Below are 17422 nucleotides of genomic sequence, written 5' to 3'. Positions count from 1 at the left end.
ATGACGCCGAACCTGCCCTGGACGCATGCGCTCGCGCCGCCCGCGCCGCCGCAGCATGTCGCGTTCTACCGGATGGTGTGCGAGTTCGTGTTGCGGCCCGACACCTATCTGCACGTGACGCGCGTGCCTGCCGACTGGCCGCCCGCGTATCAGCATTTCTCGCGCTTCGGCGAAGCGGGACGGCGGCTGATCGCGCGTCATCTGCTGGAGGCGTACGGCGTGGCGCAGACGGCTCAAGCCGATTTCGCAGCGTCGACGCCGCTCGCGCGGCTCGCGTTGCTGCCGGGCGCGGCGCTCGAACAGCTGGCGTCGTATGCGGGTCTGCTGCTGCATCGCGCGTGGCTGCGCGACGCGTTGCAGCAGCGGCGCGTGCGCGCGGAAGTGGTCGGCAAGCTGGGCGCCGATGCGCTCGAACTGGCGCTCGAACGCGCGCCCGAGTTCGGCGCGCTCGGCGAAACGCTCGAACCGTGGCGCGACGATCCCGCCGCGCTGCCCGCCGTGATCCGCGCACGCGGCGGTCGACTGCTGGCGGATTTCATTGGCGCGGCGGGCGAGGCCGTCGAGCGGCGCGCGATGCTCAAGTTCAATCTCGCGATCGACAGCGAAGCGCCGTATCTGCTCAACCACGCGCAGCGCGACCAGTTCGGCGAGCTGCTGTTTCTGTATCTGATCCCCGAGAGGTTCGCGGCATGGGACTGGCTTTTCTGATCACGAGCGACAACCTGCAATTGCTCTCGGAGCGCAAGGTGCTCAAGGAGCGCGAATACGCGGCGCTGCTCGATGCATCGGCGGTGATCGCGACGGCGCGCGAGGAAGCGCAGCGCATCGTCGAGGCGGCGCAGCGCGAGTTTGACGCGCGCCGCGAAGCGGGCTACGAAGAAGGCTTGCGACGCGCGCAGCAGGAGCACGCCGCGCAGGCGTACAGCCAGGCGCTCGCGGCGGCGAAGACGATGGAATCGATGAAGGACGCGATGGCCGAGATCGTCGTGAAAGCGGTGCGCGCGATCGTCGGTGAAACGAATACGCAGCGGCTCTATGAAGCGGCGCTCGCGCGCATCCTGCCGCTCGTGAGAGATGAGCCCTTTCTGATCGTGCATGTCGCGCCGGGGCGTCGCGACGAGATGGACGCGGCGCTCGCGGGCGCGGCGATGCAGCAGGTCCGTTCGCGCATTCGCGTCGTCGAAGATGCGCAGATCGCAGCGCAGGCCTGCACGGTCGAAACGCCGTCGGGACGTATCGATGCGAGCCTCGACTTGCAGATCGACGCGCTGCGCCAGGCGATTCGCCGCGAGCCGTTGAAGGGAGCCACAGGAGCCACGCGATGAACACGCCGTCACGCGAAACGGAAATCGACGACGACGCGTTGCCGCTCGACGGCGGCCGTCTCGTCGGCGATCTTGATGCGGGGCTCGCGTTCTTTTCGCCCGTGTCGGTGCAAGGGCGCGTGAATCACGCGGTCGGGCAGATTCTCAACGCGACGGGCATCCGCGCGCGGCTCGGCGAAATCTGCGAACTGCATACGCCCGATCAACCCGTTCGGCTCGCAGAAGTGGTCGGCTTCTCGCGGCAGACGACCTTGCTCACGCCGCTCGGCGATGTCGAAGGGCTGTCGCCGGAAACGACGGTCGTGCCGTCCGGACGCGCTCATATGTTCGCGGTCGGGTCGTCGCTGTTCGGGCGTGTGCTCGACGGCCTCGGCGCGCCGCTCGACGGCCGTGGTCCTGTGACGGGCGGCGCGTGGGTCTCGACGCAACAGCCGCCGCCGAATCCGCTGGCACGACGCATGATCGACACGCCGTTCGTGACGGGCGTGCGCGTGATCGACGGACTGATGACGCTCGGCGAAGGACAGCGCGTCGGCATCTTCGCGCCTTCGGGCGTCGGCAAGAGCACCTTGCTCGGGATGATCGCGCGCGGCGCGCAGGCCGACGTCAACGTGATCGCGCTGGTCGGCGAACGCGGCCGCGAAGTCCGCGAGTTCATCGAACATTCGCTGTCGCCGGAAGTGCGCGCGCGCTCGATTCTCGTCGTCTCGACATCCGACCGTCCCGCGATGGAGCGCGTCAAGTCCGCGCTCGTCGCGACTGCGATTGCCGAGCATTTCCGCGACGCCGGGCAGCGCGTGCTGCTGCTGGTCGATTCGCTGACGCGCTTCGCCCGCGCGCAGCGTGAAGTCGGTCTCGCGAGCGGTGAGCCGCCCACGCGCCGCAGCTTTCCGCCGTCGACGTTCGCGGTGCTGCCGCGTCTGCTCGAACGCGCGGGGCAGGGCGAGCGCGGCTCGATTACGGCGCTCTATACGGTCCTGGTCGAAGGCGATGAGGAATCGGACCCGATCGCGGAGGAAGTGCGCTCGATTCTCGACGGCCATATCGTGCTGTCGCGCAAGATCGCGCTGGCGAACCGCTATCCCGCGATCGACGTGCTCGCCAGCCTGTCGCGCGTGATGCCGCTCGTGACGGACGCCGCGCATCAGCGCGCGGCGGGACGCGCGCGCGAACTGCTGGCGAAGTATCAGGAGATCGAGTTGCTGGTGCAGATCGGCGAGTATCGCGAAGGCAGCGATCGGCTCGGCGATCTCGCGTTGCGCGCCCGCGATGCGCTCGCGGCGTTCTGCGCGCAATCGTCCACCGACAACGCGCCGTATGAACCGACGCTCGCGCGTCTTGCGCAACTGGCGGACGCCCATGTCTGACGCCGACGATGCCGCCGTGCTCGCCACGCTCGCGCGACTGAAGCGTGTGCGCGAAATGCGCTCGCAGCTTGCGCGCGTCGCGGCGGCGCGGCAGCAGGGCATCGCGGCGCAAAGCCGTCGCGTGCTCGATGACGCACAGCAGCGTCTCGATGCGCAGATCGCGGCGAAGGCGGCGATCCAGCAACGGCTTGCGAATGGAGAAGGCGGCGCGGGCTCTGAAGTGGCTGCGTCCGCGCGCGTCTATCAGGAAGCCGCCGCCGATGCGCGCACGGCCACAATGCGAATCGGCAAGGCAACGCATTCCGTGATGCAGGCAAGCGTCACGCACGACAACCACGAAGCGGAACTCGCGCAATTGCAGCGCGCGGCGCGTAGCGCGAAAGCCGCCGAAGACAAGCTGGAGAAAGCGGGCGAGCGCGCGCTGAAGTCGCGCGCCGCGCGCATCGAACGCGCCGCCGACGATCTCGCCGACAGCTTCGCGGTGCGTCGCTTCGGCATGTCAAACCCACAGGCAACGGACGCGTCCACGCCCGACAGCGACGCCGCCCACGAACCGCTTCCCTTCACCCGCGACCCGCGATGCTAGATCAGGCGCAGCAGTTCTCCGATATCGCGGGCAGCGCGAAGCCGTTGCTGTATGTGATGCCGCGTCTTCTGCCTGTGATGCTGATCGTGCCCGTGTTCAACGAGGAGATCGTCACGGGCCTCGTGCGCAACGGCATCGCCGTCGTGATCGCCGCGTTCGTCGCGCCCGTGATCGACCCCGCGCAGATCGTCGATCTGCCGTTTCTCGTCTGGTGTCTGATCGCCGCGAAGGAAGCGCTCGTCGGCGTGCTGCTCGCGGGCGCGATGAGCGCGGTGCTGTTCGCGATCCAGGGCGTCGGCTATCTGATCGACTTTCAGACGGGCAGCGGCAACGCGTCGTTCTTCGATCCGATGGGCGGACACGAAGGCGGCCCCACGTCGGGCTTTCTCAACTTCGTCGCGATTGCGCTGTTCGTCACGGCGGGCGGTTTGCAGATGCTCGTGCAGGTGTTCGCGCAGTCGTACGCGTGGTGGCCGATCGGCGCGCTGCTGCCGAATCTCTCGCAAGTGCTGTCGACTTTCATCGTGCAGCAGACGGACGCCGTGTTCGTCTGGATGGTGAAGCTCGCCGCGCCCGTCGTGATCGTGCTGGTGCTCGTCGAGGCGGGCATCGGACTCGTCGGGCGCGCGGTGCCGCAGCTCAACGTGTTCACGTTCTCGCAGCCGGTCAAGAGCGCGCTCGCGATGCTGATGATGGTGCTGTTCCTGCCCGTCGTGTACGCGTCGCTGCACGACATGCTGAATCCCGACGGCGGCATGGTGGCGCTGCTGCGCTCGCTGTTGCAGGGCACGCACTGAGCGTCGCGCGCGCATGGCGGAAAAGAGTCAGCAGCCCACCGCGAAACGCCTGCGCGAAGCGCGCGAGAAAGGCGAGGTCGCGAAGAGCGCGGAGACCATTTCGACGGCGATGTTCGTCGGCGTGTGCATCGCGCTCGCGAGCGGCCTCGCGCAGATTTACGCGCGCGTGCAAGGGCTGTTTCGTCTCGTGTTCGATGCCGTCGGTGCAGCCGATCCCGGTGCGCGTATCGCATCGCTGGTCGGCGAGGCATCGCACACATTGCTGCTGCCGACTCTCGGTTTCGTCGGCATCGGTCTCGCGGCAGGCTTGCTTGCGGGCTTCGTGCAGGTGGGCGGCATCATGGCGTGGAGCCGGCTCGCGCCGTCGCTGTCGCGCATCAATCCCGCCGAAGGGCTGAAGAACCTCTGGTCGCTGCGTAACCTCATCAATCTCGTGAAGATGCTGGTGAAGACGACCCTGCTCGTCGCAACACTCGGCTGGCTGATCCGCACGTCGCTCGATCCCGCCGTGCAGGCGGGCTTCACGCGGCCGCTGTCGATTCTCGCGCTGATCGCGCATCTGCTGCTGTTGCTGTTCGGCTGGGCCGCGCTCGTGTTCATCGTGATGGCGCTGATCGATATCGTGCATCAGCGGCACGAGTTCAATCAGAAGATGAAGATGTCGGTCGAGGAAGTGCGGCGCGAGCACAAGGAGACGGAAGGCGATCCGCATATTCAGGGGCGGCGCAAGCAGATCGCACTGGAAATGCGCATGGCGTCGCTGAACGACCGGATCGGCTATGCATCGGCTGTCGTGTATTCGCCGCGCGTGGCTGTCGCGCTGTTTTATGGCGGTCCCGGCACGCTGCCGTGGGTGCTCGCGCGTGGCGAAGGCGAAGTCGCCGAGCGTATCGTTAAGCTCGCGCAGGCGAGCTTGCGGCCGACGCTCGCCAATACGGGTCTCGCCGAATCGCTGTACGAAGCGACGCCCGAGAGCGGCACGATCGGGCAGCATCACTTCGAGGAAGTGGCGCGGCTGCTGAAGTGGGCGAAGGGCGCCGGCTGATCACCCGATCACGATTGTGTCGCCGGGATCGATCGAACCCGGATGCTTCGTGTACTGCGGATTCAGTTGCAGGATTTCGTCGAACGCAAGCTGCACGAGATGATCGTGCGACATGTGCTGACGATCGGCGTCGGGCACATGCGCGGCGTCGAGCAGCGTGCGGCTGTGATCGTCGGCGATCGACCAGAGCGAGTCGCCGTTGGCTGTCTTGACGGTCGGCGGCGGGGTCGATGGTTTTGTCGTGGGTTGTGACGAAGGTTGCGACGCTGACGGCGCAGGTGCCGGCGAAGAAGGCTGCGAAGACGGTTGTGAAGCCGGTTGTGAAGCCGGTTGTGAAGCCGGTTGTGAAGCCGATGGCGTCGCCGAAGCCGTGATCGACGGTTGCGGACTGTTCAGGTTGTTCTTGTTGGGCGTGTTGTTCGGATCGGTCTTGTCGTTCCCCGAACTGCCGCTGAAGAACAGACCTTGCGCCGTCGTCACGACGAACAGCCCGACGGGCAGCAGTGCGATGAGCGTCGGCAGCTTCTCCATGAAGGGGGACGAATTCGGGAACTGCGTATGCAGCCGTGCGCTGCCGAGCAGGAACCCCGACGCCGCCGACAGCGAGCCCGCCACAGGATCGCCCGCCAGTATCTTCGTCACGCCGCCGATCAAACTTCCCGACGACGCCAGATAGTCGCCCGATGCGCTCGCAAAACGCGCGAAGCGGCTGCGGTTTTCGGCGTTCAGATGCCGGATGCTGCCGAGGAACACGAGCGTCGTGTAAGTGCCGCCCATCGTCGCGCCCGCTGTGGACAGCGCGGTCGCGAGCGTCGGATGATCGATCATCGACGCCATGTTGAGCGTGATCGTCCCCGTATAGCCCGCGATGCCAAGCCCGCGTCCCATCAGTCCGACCCAGTGACGCGGGTTGCCATGGTGCAGCATCTTCAGCGACGATCCGCCGACTACGCCTTGCATCTGCGCGAGCATGTCGGCGGCGATGCCTTTCGTGTGCGTGACGGCGTCGTCGAATGAAATCAGGCCTGCCTCGTTGAGCGCGCGCAACTGGCCCGCCTTCGCTTTGCCTTCGCTGGCGAGCAGTTCGAGTTGTTCCGTGCGCACGTCCACGTCGAAACGGTTCGCCTTCAACTGGCTCTTCAGACCGTTCGCGAGCCGGTCGACCATCTGGTCGAACACGCGCGGATCGCCGTTCTTCAGACTCGCGACGGCGCCCTGGTGCATCGCCTGAAACACGCGGCCGACACGCACGCCCGTATAGAGCGTGTTGGTCGCGTGCAGCGTGCCTTCGGCGCTGAACTGGCGCAGCAGACGAAACGCGCTGGCGGCGGCCACGCCCGTCGTCGTACCCGCGCCGCCGACCAGCAGCGACGTTTTCACCACGCTGTTGCGGTCGACGTTGCCTTGCTGAACGCGCAGCGCGTTGAGTTCGGAAGACGCGCGCAGCTGGTTGGTCTCCTCTTCGCTGAGCGGCTGCGCGCCGTCAGGGCCATTATTCCCTTCGTGCTCGCGGCTCGCGATGGCGAGTTGCGCCGACGCCTTGCGGTTCGCACTGAGCGGCTTGGTGCCGTCGTTCTTCAGCACCGGGTCTGCCACGACCGAGCGCCAGTACGCAGCCGGTTCGGATTCGATCGCGGTGGAGCGCGTGGTCGGCCGCGTCGTGGTCAATGCGTCGCCCGTGTCGGCCATCCAGCGCTGTGCGAACGCGCGCGCGAGCCGTTCCGTCTTGCCCTTCGGCGCGTTCTCGCCTGTTTGCCATTGCGGCCGCGCGTACTCGATCGTCGCCTTGCGCGCGCTGTCGAGAAACGCGGTGGTGTTGCCTTCGTACAGCTGATGCCGCAACGCGTCGATCTCGGCGGGTTTCATGCCCTTCGATTCGCCGATCCGTTCGATCTCCGCGAACAGCAACTGATGCTGGTCCGCGAGCGTCTGCCGGTCGACGCGCTCGAACACGCGCGTCAGCGAGTCCGCGCCATGCAGCCGCGCGAGCACGTCGGGCGCGTTGCGATAGTCGACGATCATCTGCGCGAGCCGCGTCGTCAGATCCTGATTCGCGATGAAGTCGGCGCCGTGCGTGCCGTACGACAGCCCCATGTGCACCCATTCGAGCCCTTTGCGCGCGAGCACGGCTTCAAGCAGTCTCGCGTGACCGGAGCCCGGCACCGATTCCGGCACGGCGTCCCAGCCGTGGAAGCTGACCATCACGTTCGGCGCGGGCGCGTCGGGGTGCTCGTTGGCCCATGTCTCCAGCTTGCTGAAAAGCCGTACGTAGTCGTGGTAATCGTCGTTGGTGCCCGCCTGGAAGCGGTTGTCCTTGCCGACGAGCGCACGCGCGGGCGCCGTCTCCAGCCGGATCGCGAAGCCCGATTTCGATGCTTCGTCGAGCCAGCGCATCAGATGGTCGAGATCGTCGAGATGCAGCGTCTCGTCTTCCGAATCCGGTCCCGGCTCGATCGTGCCTTTCTCGCCGTCGAAGCGCACATTCTGCTGATCGCCGAGCGCGCGCACGCGTTCGAGAAACTCCGGGTCGTGCGGCTTGCCGAGCGCGGCCTTGAGCGAATGCGGATCGACGACGAGCGACACCATCGGCATCACGCCGCCATAGCGTTCGATCTGCGCCGTCATGAGTGCGGGATCGTCGCGCAGCGAGAACGAGCGCGCCATCGGCGCAATGCGATCCTGGATCGCCGGATCGTGGCGCACGAAGTAGCGGACCATGCGGCGATCCGCGACCGTCGCCGCGCCGAATCGTCGCGCAAGCGATTTGCGCGGCACGGGCAAGAAGCGCGACGACGAAGTCGAGACTTCGCGCGCTACCTTGAGATCGTTGCCGAGGTGCTTCCACATCACGGCGTCGGACATGATGGTCTGCCGCTTGCCGGTGAAGCGGATGCGCTGACTTTGCGGGCCGTTCCTGCGCTCGTTGTACGCCTCGATGCGCTCGGACTCGGGGAAGTACTGGTCGAGCTTCGCGGCGCCGCTGCGCAGATTCGATTCGATGACGGTGGTCGATGTCAGGCCAGGCTGATACGGCTCGATCTTCATCGGCGAGCGCACGTGCGCCAGATTCGCGCTGTTCTTGCGACGGCCGCGCGAGCCGCGCGTGCCCTGCATTTCGCGGAGCAGATCGTCGGCTTCGCGGCGCACGCTTTCGTAGCTCGTCTTGATCTGATCGGCGCGCTGCCTGAGGGCGGCGTGCTGCTTGCCCGTCGCCGCCGTGGTGGTCCATTGCTCCTTGAGCGTTTGCGCGCGCGACGTGAGGGCGGCGAGCCGCGTCGGTTTGGCAACGGCGAGAAATTCGCGCGGTTCCAGGCGCGTCAGCAGAAAGTGGACGTTCGCGCCGAAGCGGTCGGTGCCGATCGGCATTTCGTCGAGACTCTTGCCGTCGCGTTTGGCGTTGTTCGCTTCCCTGACGCTGTCGAACCAGCGCAACTGCTCGCCACGCCACGCGATGATGCCGCGCGGCCTGCCGATCGCTTCGGCCAGCGTGTCTTTCGTGTCGAACACATAGATCGTGTGGTTTTTGTCGAGCGAGCCTTGCTGGATTGCGCGCAACAGATGCAGCGCATTGTGACCGCTGAAATCGACGGCGTGGAGGTTCTTGTCGTCGGCGGAAGGCAGCAGATTCGGCTCGACGAGGGGATTGTCGCTGCCCGTCAGTTCGCGGCCGCGCACCTGCGCCCAGGTGCGCCGCGCAGCCTGGTCGGCGCGCGCGACCTGCAACTGCACCACGTCACCCGATTTACGGCGCGGCTTCGTTTCGGTCTGGTCCACGCCTTCGGTCGTAACCGGCTCGTCCTTTTCAGCGGGCCGGAATCCGCCCACGCGATCGAGCGCCGACGGCTCCGTCTCGCTGACGACGAACGTCACGCCGCGCCGTCCCGCACGGCCAACCGGAATGCCGTGCGCACGACGGCGGAACGCGGCGCTCAGATCCTGCGCATCGATCTTCGTATCGCCGACTTTCGCTTTCTCGTAGTACGTCCACGTGTGATCGAGGTTGCGTTCCGCGTAGCCGAGCACCTTGCCGGTTTTCTCTTCGACGGCATAGATGTGCTGCTGCGCATCGGCGGCTTGCGCTGCGTGACTCGGGCGCTTGAAACGCAATGCGTCGGACAGTTCCGTGATATCGCCGACGATAGCAGCATCGACAGGCTTGCCGGACGGCGTGACGTTCCATGACGTCTTGCCCATCATCGTCACGCTTTCGATCTTCGACGCGCCGCCGAAGCGCTCGAGATCGGCGGCATCGACGGGCGACACGTAGAAGTCGTACTTCCTGCGCGCCGTCACGCCGCCATCGCTCGCCGATGTCAGCGCTTTCGTGAGTGCGCGTGGCACGGATTTGCCCTGCATCGATTCGATCGAGCCGAGCACGCCATGTTCGTCCGTCGTCAGCGATGCGATGAATGTCGGTTGAGCATGTTCCTGATCGGCATCGGGACGCGCGGCGTGCTCGGTGATCAGCACATGCGCGTTGCGTCCCAGACGGCGCAAAAGCCCCGACAGCACGGGCACATGCTCGCCGTCGATGCGTTGCAGCGTGCGCAGATCGTGATCGTCGAGCCAGTCGGCGGCGGCGCGTTGCTGTTCGGGCGTGACGGCGGGCGTGGACGCAGACGGCGCAGGATCGGCGGCACCCGCGACGGGCCATAGCGGACCGCGCCGCATCATCGCGAGCGCGCGCATGCCGTTGCCGTTCACGGCGGCGTAGCCTTCGGGCAGGCCGTTTTCATCGATCGCGGCAAGACGGTACGACGTCGCGCCCGTCGTTTCATCGCGCGTCTGCACGATGTACATGTCGACGCCCGCCGGTTTGATCAGGATGCCTTCGGGCGTCTCGATGCGAAGCTCGGCGGCGGGGTCGTAGCCGAGCGACGACAGCTTGTGGACCTGCACGGGCGTCGTCTGCGCGACCGCGTCGAGATTGGCCTGCATGCGTGCTTCGAAGCGCTCGCGCGGCTCGGCGTCGGGCGCGATGGCCGATTCGTCGGGCAACGCATCGGCGCTGACGTACACATGTTTCGCCGATTGTTGCGACGGCTCGCGGCTGGCGAATGCCTGGTCGAGATCGGACACGCTCGCGTTCGACGCTGTCTTCTCAGCGTGCGGCACGGTGCCGCTGAAACGGAAGTAGCCGTCTTCAGGATCGAGCGCGCCGATATCGACGCCGTCGCCCAGTTCGATGCTCGCGTCGCCGAGCATCACGAATTCGGCGCGCAGATTCGTCAGGCCGGCATCGCGGAAGGCTTGCATCGTATCTTCGAGCGCTTGCAGCGGACGCGGCTCGTCGAGCAATCCGCTCGCACGCGACAGCGTGATCTCGCCGCCGGGACGCGTCACGCGCGCAACATCGCCGAGCACGCCGGGACGCGATGCGAGCGCGCTGGCGAAAGCGTGATCGAGCGCGACGGAATCGAATGTGTCGTCGGCGATGGGAGAAAAGTCGTAGGCGGCGTTCGTCAGATGCAGATCGCTGACTTGCGGCGTGAACGGCTTTTCGTCGGGCGTCGGTGCCGGCTCTTCGGCAGCAGCATGTCGCGCCGATGCAGGAGCGCCGTGCAAAGAAGCAGGTTGCGCGCGGAACGGCGTCATCAGCGTGCCCGTACGTTCGACCTGACCAGTGAAGCGCGTGACGCGCACCGACGCCGTGCCGTTCGGCTCGACGAGCAGGATATCGCCCGGCGCCCAGACGGTCGTCGGTCGGCCCGTCGCATCCGCGAGACGCTGCGCGAGCGCATCGGCGAACGCGGCGTTCACGCGCGGCCCGCGACTGGCTTGTCGCGCCCGCAGCGGATCGGCCTTGTCGGAACCCGCGTAGCACGAATACAGCGTGACGTCCTGACCATCTGCGAGGAGCGGCGCGACGCGTGCGGCGACTTCATCGACGCCGATCGGCACGCCGTCCGGGCCCAGCATTTCATCCGGCGAGATGCCGTGTCCGAAGATCACGTGATGCCCCGGCGGCGACATCAGGCCACGCTCACCGACGGCGTGCAGCGGATCGTCGGTGGGCATCAGCAGCGTATCGGCGGGGCGCAGAAACTCGGGATGATCCGTCGCGGCGATGCCCGTCACGTCGTCGAAGCCCGGTTGCAGCAGCGCGGGGCGATCGCCTGCGAGCGCCGTCACGATGCCGCTGCCGTCGGCCATCACGTCACGTCGCGTGTAGGCCTTGCTGCGCGGCGGATAGTGCGCCTGCGTCTTGCCGGACAGATAGTCGTCGTCGTTGCGCGCGGCCCATTCGTCGGCGGTGAAGATGGCGTCGGGTTCGATCGCGTCGGGCTTGACGGGTTCGAGCGCTTTCGAAGGCTCGTCATCCGCTGAACCGTCGATACCGCGCCGTCCCGAATCCTCGTTCGGATCGATCTCGCCGACGACAGGCCGCGACGCTTCCACAGGCTCGACGGGCGGCCGCATCGCACTGGCGTCGATGTTGTGCTCGCGCTGGTACTTGAATATTTCCGGCTCGAAACCTTCTTCGGGCGCTTCGGGCAAATGCAGATAGAGCCGCGTGCCGACGTCCGGATCGTTCTCCGGCACGGCGATCTCCGGCTCCAGCGGATGCAGCGTCAACACGCCCGTACCGCGCGTGCTGTTGCTCGTGATGCTGGCGATCACAGGCGCCTGCAGGTGATACGCCAGATCGCGCGCCCACGGATAGCCGCCCGAGCCGAGATAGCAGCCCGTCACGAGCACGCCGTTGCCCGGCGTGTACGCGTCGTCTTCCATCAGCGCCTGGACGAAGCGCTCCGCAGTCAAGCGCGGGCCGTCATGCATCACGGCGACGGTGTTGTCGACGGCGACGTCATCGGGCGTCGTGCCATGCGTTTCCGCGATATCGAAGCCGGACACCTTCAGATACTGCCGCGCCACCGCGTGCCCGAGCAGATTGACGACGCGCGTACCCGGCACCGGACGGAGTTCGAGCGGATTGAGCTTGATCGGCTGCGCGCCGCCCGGCGAAAACCTGCCTTGCGTATCGGGCTCGATCTCGAAGCGCGCGAGCTGCCGGTGCGGGTTGGGGTCGACGCGCCGCCAGCCGCTCGCGTCGGTCGTACCCAGACGGCCGTAGACGGGCGTCTGGATCAGATCGGAGAACGCCTGGATCAGCGCCGGGTCCGCGCCGCTCGCCGCGCCGTCGAGCGCGACGGGTGTGCCCGGTGTGTAGCCGCGCTGCGTGAGCGCTTCGAGCGCGTAGGTCAGGTCGAGCGCGCTCGCCGGCGAGCCCGTGCGCGGATTGACGATCGCGCCGCGCTTGGTGAGCACACCCCACAGATAGACGCTGAGCGGCGCACGCGCGGACGTCGTGGCCACGTCGGGATCGCCCCAGCGATTGACGACAGGACGCGCCTGTTCGCCGCTCCAGTCGATCGCGGTCGGATGCTGATCGAGGAGCGGCAACTCGGGGCTGAAGCGGAACACGCGCGGCGCGTCTTGCACGGACGTGTCGACGCGATGCATCCGGTCGTATGCACCCGGCTCGATCACGATCCCGGTCGTATAGCCCGTCGTCACGCGGCCACTCGGTCCGTGCCCGCGCCACGCAACGAAGCCGCTAGCGCCGTACACGTCGACGCCCAGCACGCTCGCCAACAGTTGCGACAGCGGACTCACACGCGTGGCCGTGCCGCACGCATAGAGGATGACGGGCGATTTGCCGTCCCATCCGGCGGCGCGGATCATCTCGGCCATTTGCGGCGCGTCGAACGGATTGCCGTGGGCATCGGAAAACGCATCCGTCCATGCGTGGCAATACACCGCGAAGTGGCCGGGCGGCACGGGCAGTTGCGGGCGTTCGCCGTTGGGCAACTGGTTCTCGTGGCGCATCAGGTCGGGTGCGTAGATCGCGAGGTCGGCTTCACGGCGCGGAAACGCCGCCCATTGCGTTTCCGTGCGTGTGGGCAGCGCATTGACGACGTCGATGCGCCGTCCGTTTTCAGCGCGGATCAGCGGCTTGCCGGGCTCGAAGCCGCGCGGATAATTGATGCGCAGATCGCCTTGAAACGCCGGGTCGAGCGACAGATTCACGTTGGTGCCCGCCATGTCCGGAACGAGGCGGCCGACGATCGCTTCCGGCGGCGCGGAGCCGTCCGGCGCGAGCGCGGTGCGGTCCACCAGCGCGATCCCGTAGCGGCCCGCCAGCGTGCCTTCGCGGCCGAGCACGAGCGCATCGTGCAGCGACGTGTAGCGCGTGAGGTTCAGCGGCTCGCCGTTGTCGGGATCGGCATCGTGGGCGGCGAGCGCCTGCGGATCGTCGACGAGCGCCGCGCGGCGTTCGTCGTTACGCGTCGTATGCAGGTCGGCGACAAAATCGCCCTTGTCCGTGGCGGGCAAACCGTCTTCATCGATAGCGCGCGCGTGGCCTTCCTCGTCCTGCAACGCGTAAATGTAGAACTCCACCTGATCGAGCCCGCTGCCGCTTGCGAATGCGGCGACGACGGTTTCTTCGAGCAGCGCGGGATTGGCCCGCACGTTGGGCGGAATCGACCATGACGCGGGTTGTGCGTTCGTCGGGTTCGCGGGCTGTTTCGCGACGGCGGGATCGGCAATCGACGTGTCGTCGACATGCGCTGTGTTCGCGTCGTCGCCTTCCGTGTCGGGCGCGAGGCGCACGAGCAGCGCGTCGCCATCGGCGTCGTCCGTGGCGAGTCCTTTGCCGTTCAGCGTGCGGCGCGCGGCGGCGGCTTTCGCGTCGAGTCCCTTGTCGGCTTCGAACGTGTCGATGCCGTCGAGATTCCGCTCGCCATCGAGATTCACCTTCGCGCTATTGCGGCCACGCGGGTCGCCGAAGTCGCCGTTCAGACGCCGCTGGTTCTCGATTGCGGCTGTGCCGAGCCGGGACGTGTTCATCACGTCGGCGTCGTCGAACGTGACGTTCGTGACGGGACGCGGCGGCTCCGGCACGTTGAAGAGCGTGCGGATCGGCCGGTCCATGATGGTCTTCGAGCCCGCGCCCATCTGCGCGATGCCGAGGCCGAACGTGAACAGCTGGTCGATGCGATCCGAGTCGGACATCGCGTCCCAGTTCTTCAGCAGCGACGTGCCCTGTTCGATCGACAGATCGGCGCCCGACAGTCCGCCCACCACATTGAGAATCGACGACGCGCGGCTCGTGACGGCAGCCGTGCCTTCGAACGCGTTGGCCGTTTCCGCGAAGCGGCCGCTGTTGCTGACGAGCGCCGCATCGCCGGAGGTGCGGCTGACGGTGCTCATCGCGCCCGCGGCTTCATCGACGGAACGCAGCAGTGCGGCCGATTCCATCAGCGACTTGCTCGCCATGCCGAGCCCGCCGCCGAACGCGCCCGCGCCGCTGCCGATCAGGCTGATCCAGTCCGAGCGCGCCTGCGCGTTGCCGAAGCCGAGCGACTGACCATGATCGTTCAGATTGACGAGATCCTGCACGGCGACGCCCGTGCCGACGGCCATGCCCGCGCCGACGGCGGTCCACGCCGCGCCCAGCAGCAGGCCGCCTTCGACGGCGCCCACGCCGCTCGCGATCAGCACCACGCCGCCCGCCGCCGCGAGGATGCCCGTGCCGATCTCCAGCACGTGCTCGAAGCGCTGCCAGCCCGACGTGATGTGCGCGGCGACGGACTCGTATTGCACGGGCCCCGACGATGCCGGTCCGAGCGACAGATTCTTCGGCACATACAGTTTGGCGTCGTCGGACAGGCCGTTGTTGTGCTGGTAATCGTCGAGATTGTCGTAGGACCAGCCGCGGTCGTCGACGTACTTGAACTCGCCCGGCTTGCCGTTCACCTGTACCTTGAAGAGCGCGCTCGGACTCGCGCCTGAATCCTTCGACACGTAGTACGTCGGCACCAGCGTCACCACGGCATGATCGCCGCCGACCTTGCGGATCTGGTCGGTGACGGTATCGATCATCTTCGTCGCGTTGGCGTTGCCTTCGAACAGCGACTTGCCCTGATTGAACGCAACGTTGCCGACGATCAGCTGTTCGAGCATGCCCATCGACGGATTGTCCTGCTGGTCGGTGGGCACGATGGCCGGATTGTCGGGCTGGATGCCGAGTCCGACGCCGACGAAATTCGTCAACTGGTTCGAGTGGGCGTCGAAGGTGTGCGGCTGGTTGTCGAAGTGCTGCTGGAAATCGTTGAAATAGGGTTGCAGGACTTTCGACGGATCGTTCTGGAAGAGCTTGTAGCTCGCGTCGGCATTCGCGCCGTTGGCCTTGCTCTGGGCTTTGTCCATGCCCTGGCTCAGCATCAGCTGGAAGTCGTTCGCGAAGCCGCTCTTGAAGCGGTCGTCGCCCTGCATCTGCTTGAGCAGCGCCTGCGAGAGCGCGGGTCCGTAGCCGCCGCTCACGGTGTCGCGCACGCTGTCGAAGCCATACGACGTGCTGTCGCCGCGCAACGTGTAGATCATCGACTTCGCGTTGCCTTTCTCGTCCATCAGCCAGCTCGCGACGTCGTTTTCGCGCGCGACGGGCACGCCCGTTTCGGTCGGTTGCAGGTCGGCGAGCGAGACGGCCTGACTCAGGCCTTTGTAGAACTCGGTGCCGCGTCCGATCGTGGGCGTGCCCGTGTTCGACTGCATCCACTTGTCGCTGAAATCGTGCTTGACGGTATCGATCACGACGCCCGCGAATTCGGGCGGCACGTCGTTCATGTCGAGCGTCGATTGCATCCATTTGCCGACCTTGTCGGCGTTCATCGTGCTGTCGTTGCGCGCGCGCACGCTGTCAGGATCGTTCGCGGTCGTGTCCGGCTTCGTCATCAGCGGATCGATCTGGCTTTCGACGTACTTCTGGTTGAAGTGCGGCAGGCCCGCTTCGTTCCACATCTGTTCGCGGTCGCCGACCGAGAACGTCGCGTTCATGTTGGTGTTGAGCACCTTGAGCGCGGCGCTCGCGTTACTACCGTTGTTGCCTGGGCTCTGCATCAGCAGATCGACCTGCTGCTTCGTGTATTGCAGACGCACGTCGGGTGCCGCCGCCATCAGCATCTGCATCTTCTGCACGTTCGCCGACTTCGGATCGGCGTGCGCGCAGGCGTACTGGAAAATGCCCAGCTGATCGAGCTGCTTCCTGTCGGCCGCCGTCATCTTCGTCGGATCGACATTGACGCCCGTCATCCGCACGAAGGCGAGCGCAAGCGGGTTTTGCTGCGCGAGTTCTTTTTCTTTCGGCGACAGGCCGGGCGCATTCGGATCGATCGTCTGACCGGTTTCCTGCAACAGCGCAAACGTCACGGGATCGTTCTGCGCGAGCTGCTTCATCTGCGGCGACAGCGTCGGGTCGTTGGGATTCACGAGCGAGATGTCGCGCTTGAGCGCGCTTTGCTGCCCCAGCATATCGACGACACTGCCGTACCACGCATCCGGATGCTGATTCTTGACGGTCGCGACGGCCTGCTTCTGCTCGTCGGCAGTGACGTAGTTGAGCGCGCTGTCGTCGCCCGCCGTCACCTTGTCGTATTGCGTTTGCGCTTGCGACAGTTCTTGCGCCGCATCGGCTTCATCTGCGCGGCGTGCGCCCGACGGTTCCTTCTGCCACGCCGCATAGTCGGCCTTCGCATCGTGCAGGCGCAGCGTCGCGGCTTCGACGCTGTATTCGTGGCGCAGCGATTTTTCGAGCGCGGCGTAGGCGTTGTTGGCGTTGGTGTCGGCGGTGCTTTGATCCTGGCGGATGCTGTATGCGTATTCCTCGCCGTCGGCCTGCTGTTGCGCGGGCGTCTCGGCGTTGTACGCGTTGACCTTGCTGGTCGCGTCCTGATCGGTCTGCGCGGCGAGCGCGAACTGGAAGGCCTTTTCGTTCGTCGTGCGCTGCACGGCGGTTTCGGGCGTGACCGTCTTCTGCGAATCGGTGACGACTTCGTCGAGGATAGGATCGTTCTTGTCGAGCGCGCGAATGTCGGCCGCCGCCGACGAGATTGCTTTCTTCGCATCGCCGCCGCCATCGGCGGAAACACGCATCTGGTTTTCGGCGGCGGCCTGCACGCCGCCCCACGCCTGACTGGCTTTCTTGATCTGCGCGTCGATGTCGGCCTTTTTCGCGCCCTGGTCGCGCAGGCGCTGCAACGCGGCCATTTCCTGCTGCGCGATTTTCAGCAGGCGCGCCGTTTCCGCCTTCGCGGCGGCGAGCGCCTGTTGCTGCGGGGTGGGCGTGTTGCTGCCGTTCGAGCCGGTGGGCTTGGGCTTATCGGGATTCGATGGAGGCGGCACGTAGGTGGCGCCGCCGCCGTCAACGGCCATCAGGGACATGTCGTATCTCCAACGCTTGCGTCCGCACGCGCGCAGGCCTTCCGCGGCCCTGAAGACGCAGCAATATGAAATTCTGC

General features: G+C 66.4%; 6 protein-coding genes and 1 pseudogene. 6 read left to right on the top strand and 1 reads right to left on the bottom strand.

From position 1 onward, the window contains the following. The 6 genes and pseudogenes from QEN71_RS38090 (at nt 1) to QEN71_RS38065 (ending at nt 5120) form a co-directional block, all read left to right on the top strand. On the top strand, nt 1-708 hold the full coding sequence (locus tag QEN71_RS38090) for a SctK family type III secretion system sorting platform protein (RefSeq protein WP_201649829.1): 708 nt from the start codon (nt 1-3) through the stop codon (nt 706-708). Beyond that, on the top strand, nt 690-1325 hold the full coding sequence (gene sctL / locus QEN71_RS38085) for a type III secretion system stator protein SctL (RefSeq protein ID WP_201649830.1): 636 nt from the start codon (nt 690-692) through the stop codon (nt 1323-1325). Before QEN71_RS38090 ends, sctL begins: the two co-directional genes overlap by 19 nt. After that, a complete protein-coding gene (gene sctN, locus QEN71_RS38080) occupies nt 1322-2692 on the top strand; it encodes a type III secretion system ATPase SctN (RefSeq protein WP_201649831.1) in 1371 nt (456 codons plus the stop codon). The genes sctL and sctN overlap by 4 nt, the downstream gene beginning before the upstream one ends. After that, a pseudogene (locus QEN71_RS38075) lies at nt 2685-3239 on the top strand (hypothetical protein); the annotation flags it as partial. The gene sctN and the pseudogene QEN71_RS38075, both read left to right, overlap by 8 nt. 32 nt (nt 3240-3271) lie before the next feature. Beyond that, nucleotides 3272-4075 (top strand): type III secretion system export apparatus subunit SctT, encoded by an 804-nt coding sequence (gene sctT / locus QEN71_RS38070; RefSeq protein WP_201649832.1) that lies wholly within the window; start codon nt 3272-3274, stop codon nt 4073-4075. Nucleotides 4076-4088: 13 nt separating this feature from the next. Beyond that, the gene (locus QEN71_RS38065; protein ID WP_201649833.1) at nt 4089-5120 is read left to right on the top strand and encodes an EscU/YscU/HrcU family type III secretion system export apparatus switch protein; all 1032 of its coding nucleotides are present in this window, start codon (nt 4089-4091) and stop codon (nt 5118-5120) included. On the opposite strand, the gene QEN71_RS38060 is transcribed toward QEN71_RS38065, so the two are convergent. Then, the gene (locus tag QEN71_RS38060; protein WP_201649834.1) at nt 5121-17345 is read right to left on the bottom strand and encodes an LWXIA domain-containing protein; all 12225 of its coding nucleotides are present in this window, start codon (nt 17343-17345) and stop codon (nt 5121-5123) included. Nucleotides 17346-17422: the final 77 nt, after the last annotated feature.

Origin of the sequence: Paraburkholderia sabiae, from assembly GCF_030412785.1 — a bacterium.
Lineage (GTDB): Bacteria > Pseudomonadota > Gammaproteobacteria > Burkholderiales > Burkholderiaceae > Paraburkholderia > Paraburkholderia sabiae.
The sequence above is the reverse complement of the archived record's forward strand: the minus strand, read 5'-3'. Positions and strand labels throughout refer to the sequence as shown.

Excerpts from the sequence above, each read along its gene's own strand:
- QEN71_RS38065 (WP_201649833.1), top strand. The coding sequence starts at position 4,089 with ATGGCGGAAAAGAGTCAGCAGCCCACCGCGAAACGCCTGCGCGAAGCG.
- sctT (WP_201649832.1), top strand. The coding sequence starts at position 3,272 with ATGCTAGATCAGGCGCAGCAGTTCTCCGATATCGCGGGCAGCGCGAAG.
- QEN71_RS38060 (WP_201649834.1), bottom strand. The coding sequence starts at position 17,345 with ATGTCCCTGATGGCCGTTGACGGCGGCGGCGCCACCTACGTGCCGCCT.
- QEN71_RS38090 (WP_201649829.1), top strand. The coding sequence starts at position 1 with ATGACGCCGAACCTGCCCTGGACGCATGCGCTCGCGCCGCCCGCGCCG.
- sctL (WP_201649830.1), top strand. The coding sequence starts at position 690 with ATGGGACTGGCTTTTCTGATCACGAGCGACAACCTGCAATTGCTCTCG.
- sctN (WP_201649831.1), top strand. The coding sequence starts at position 1,322 with ATGAACACGCCGTCACGCGAAACGGAAATCGACGACGACGCGTTGCCG.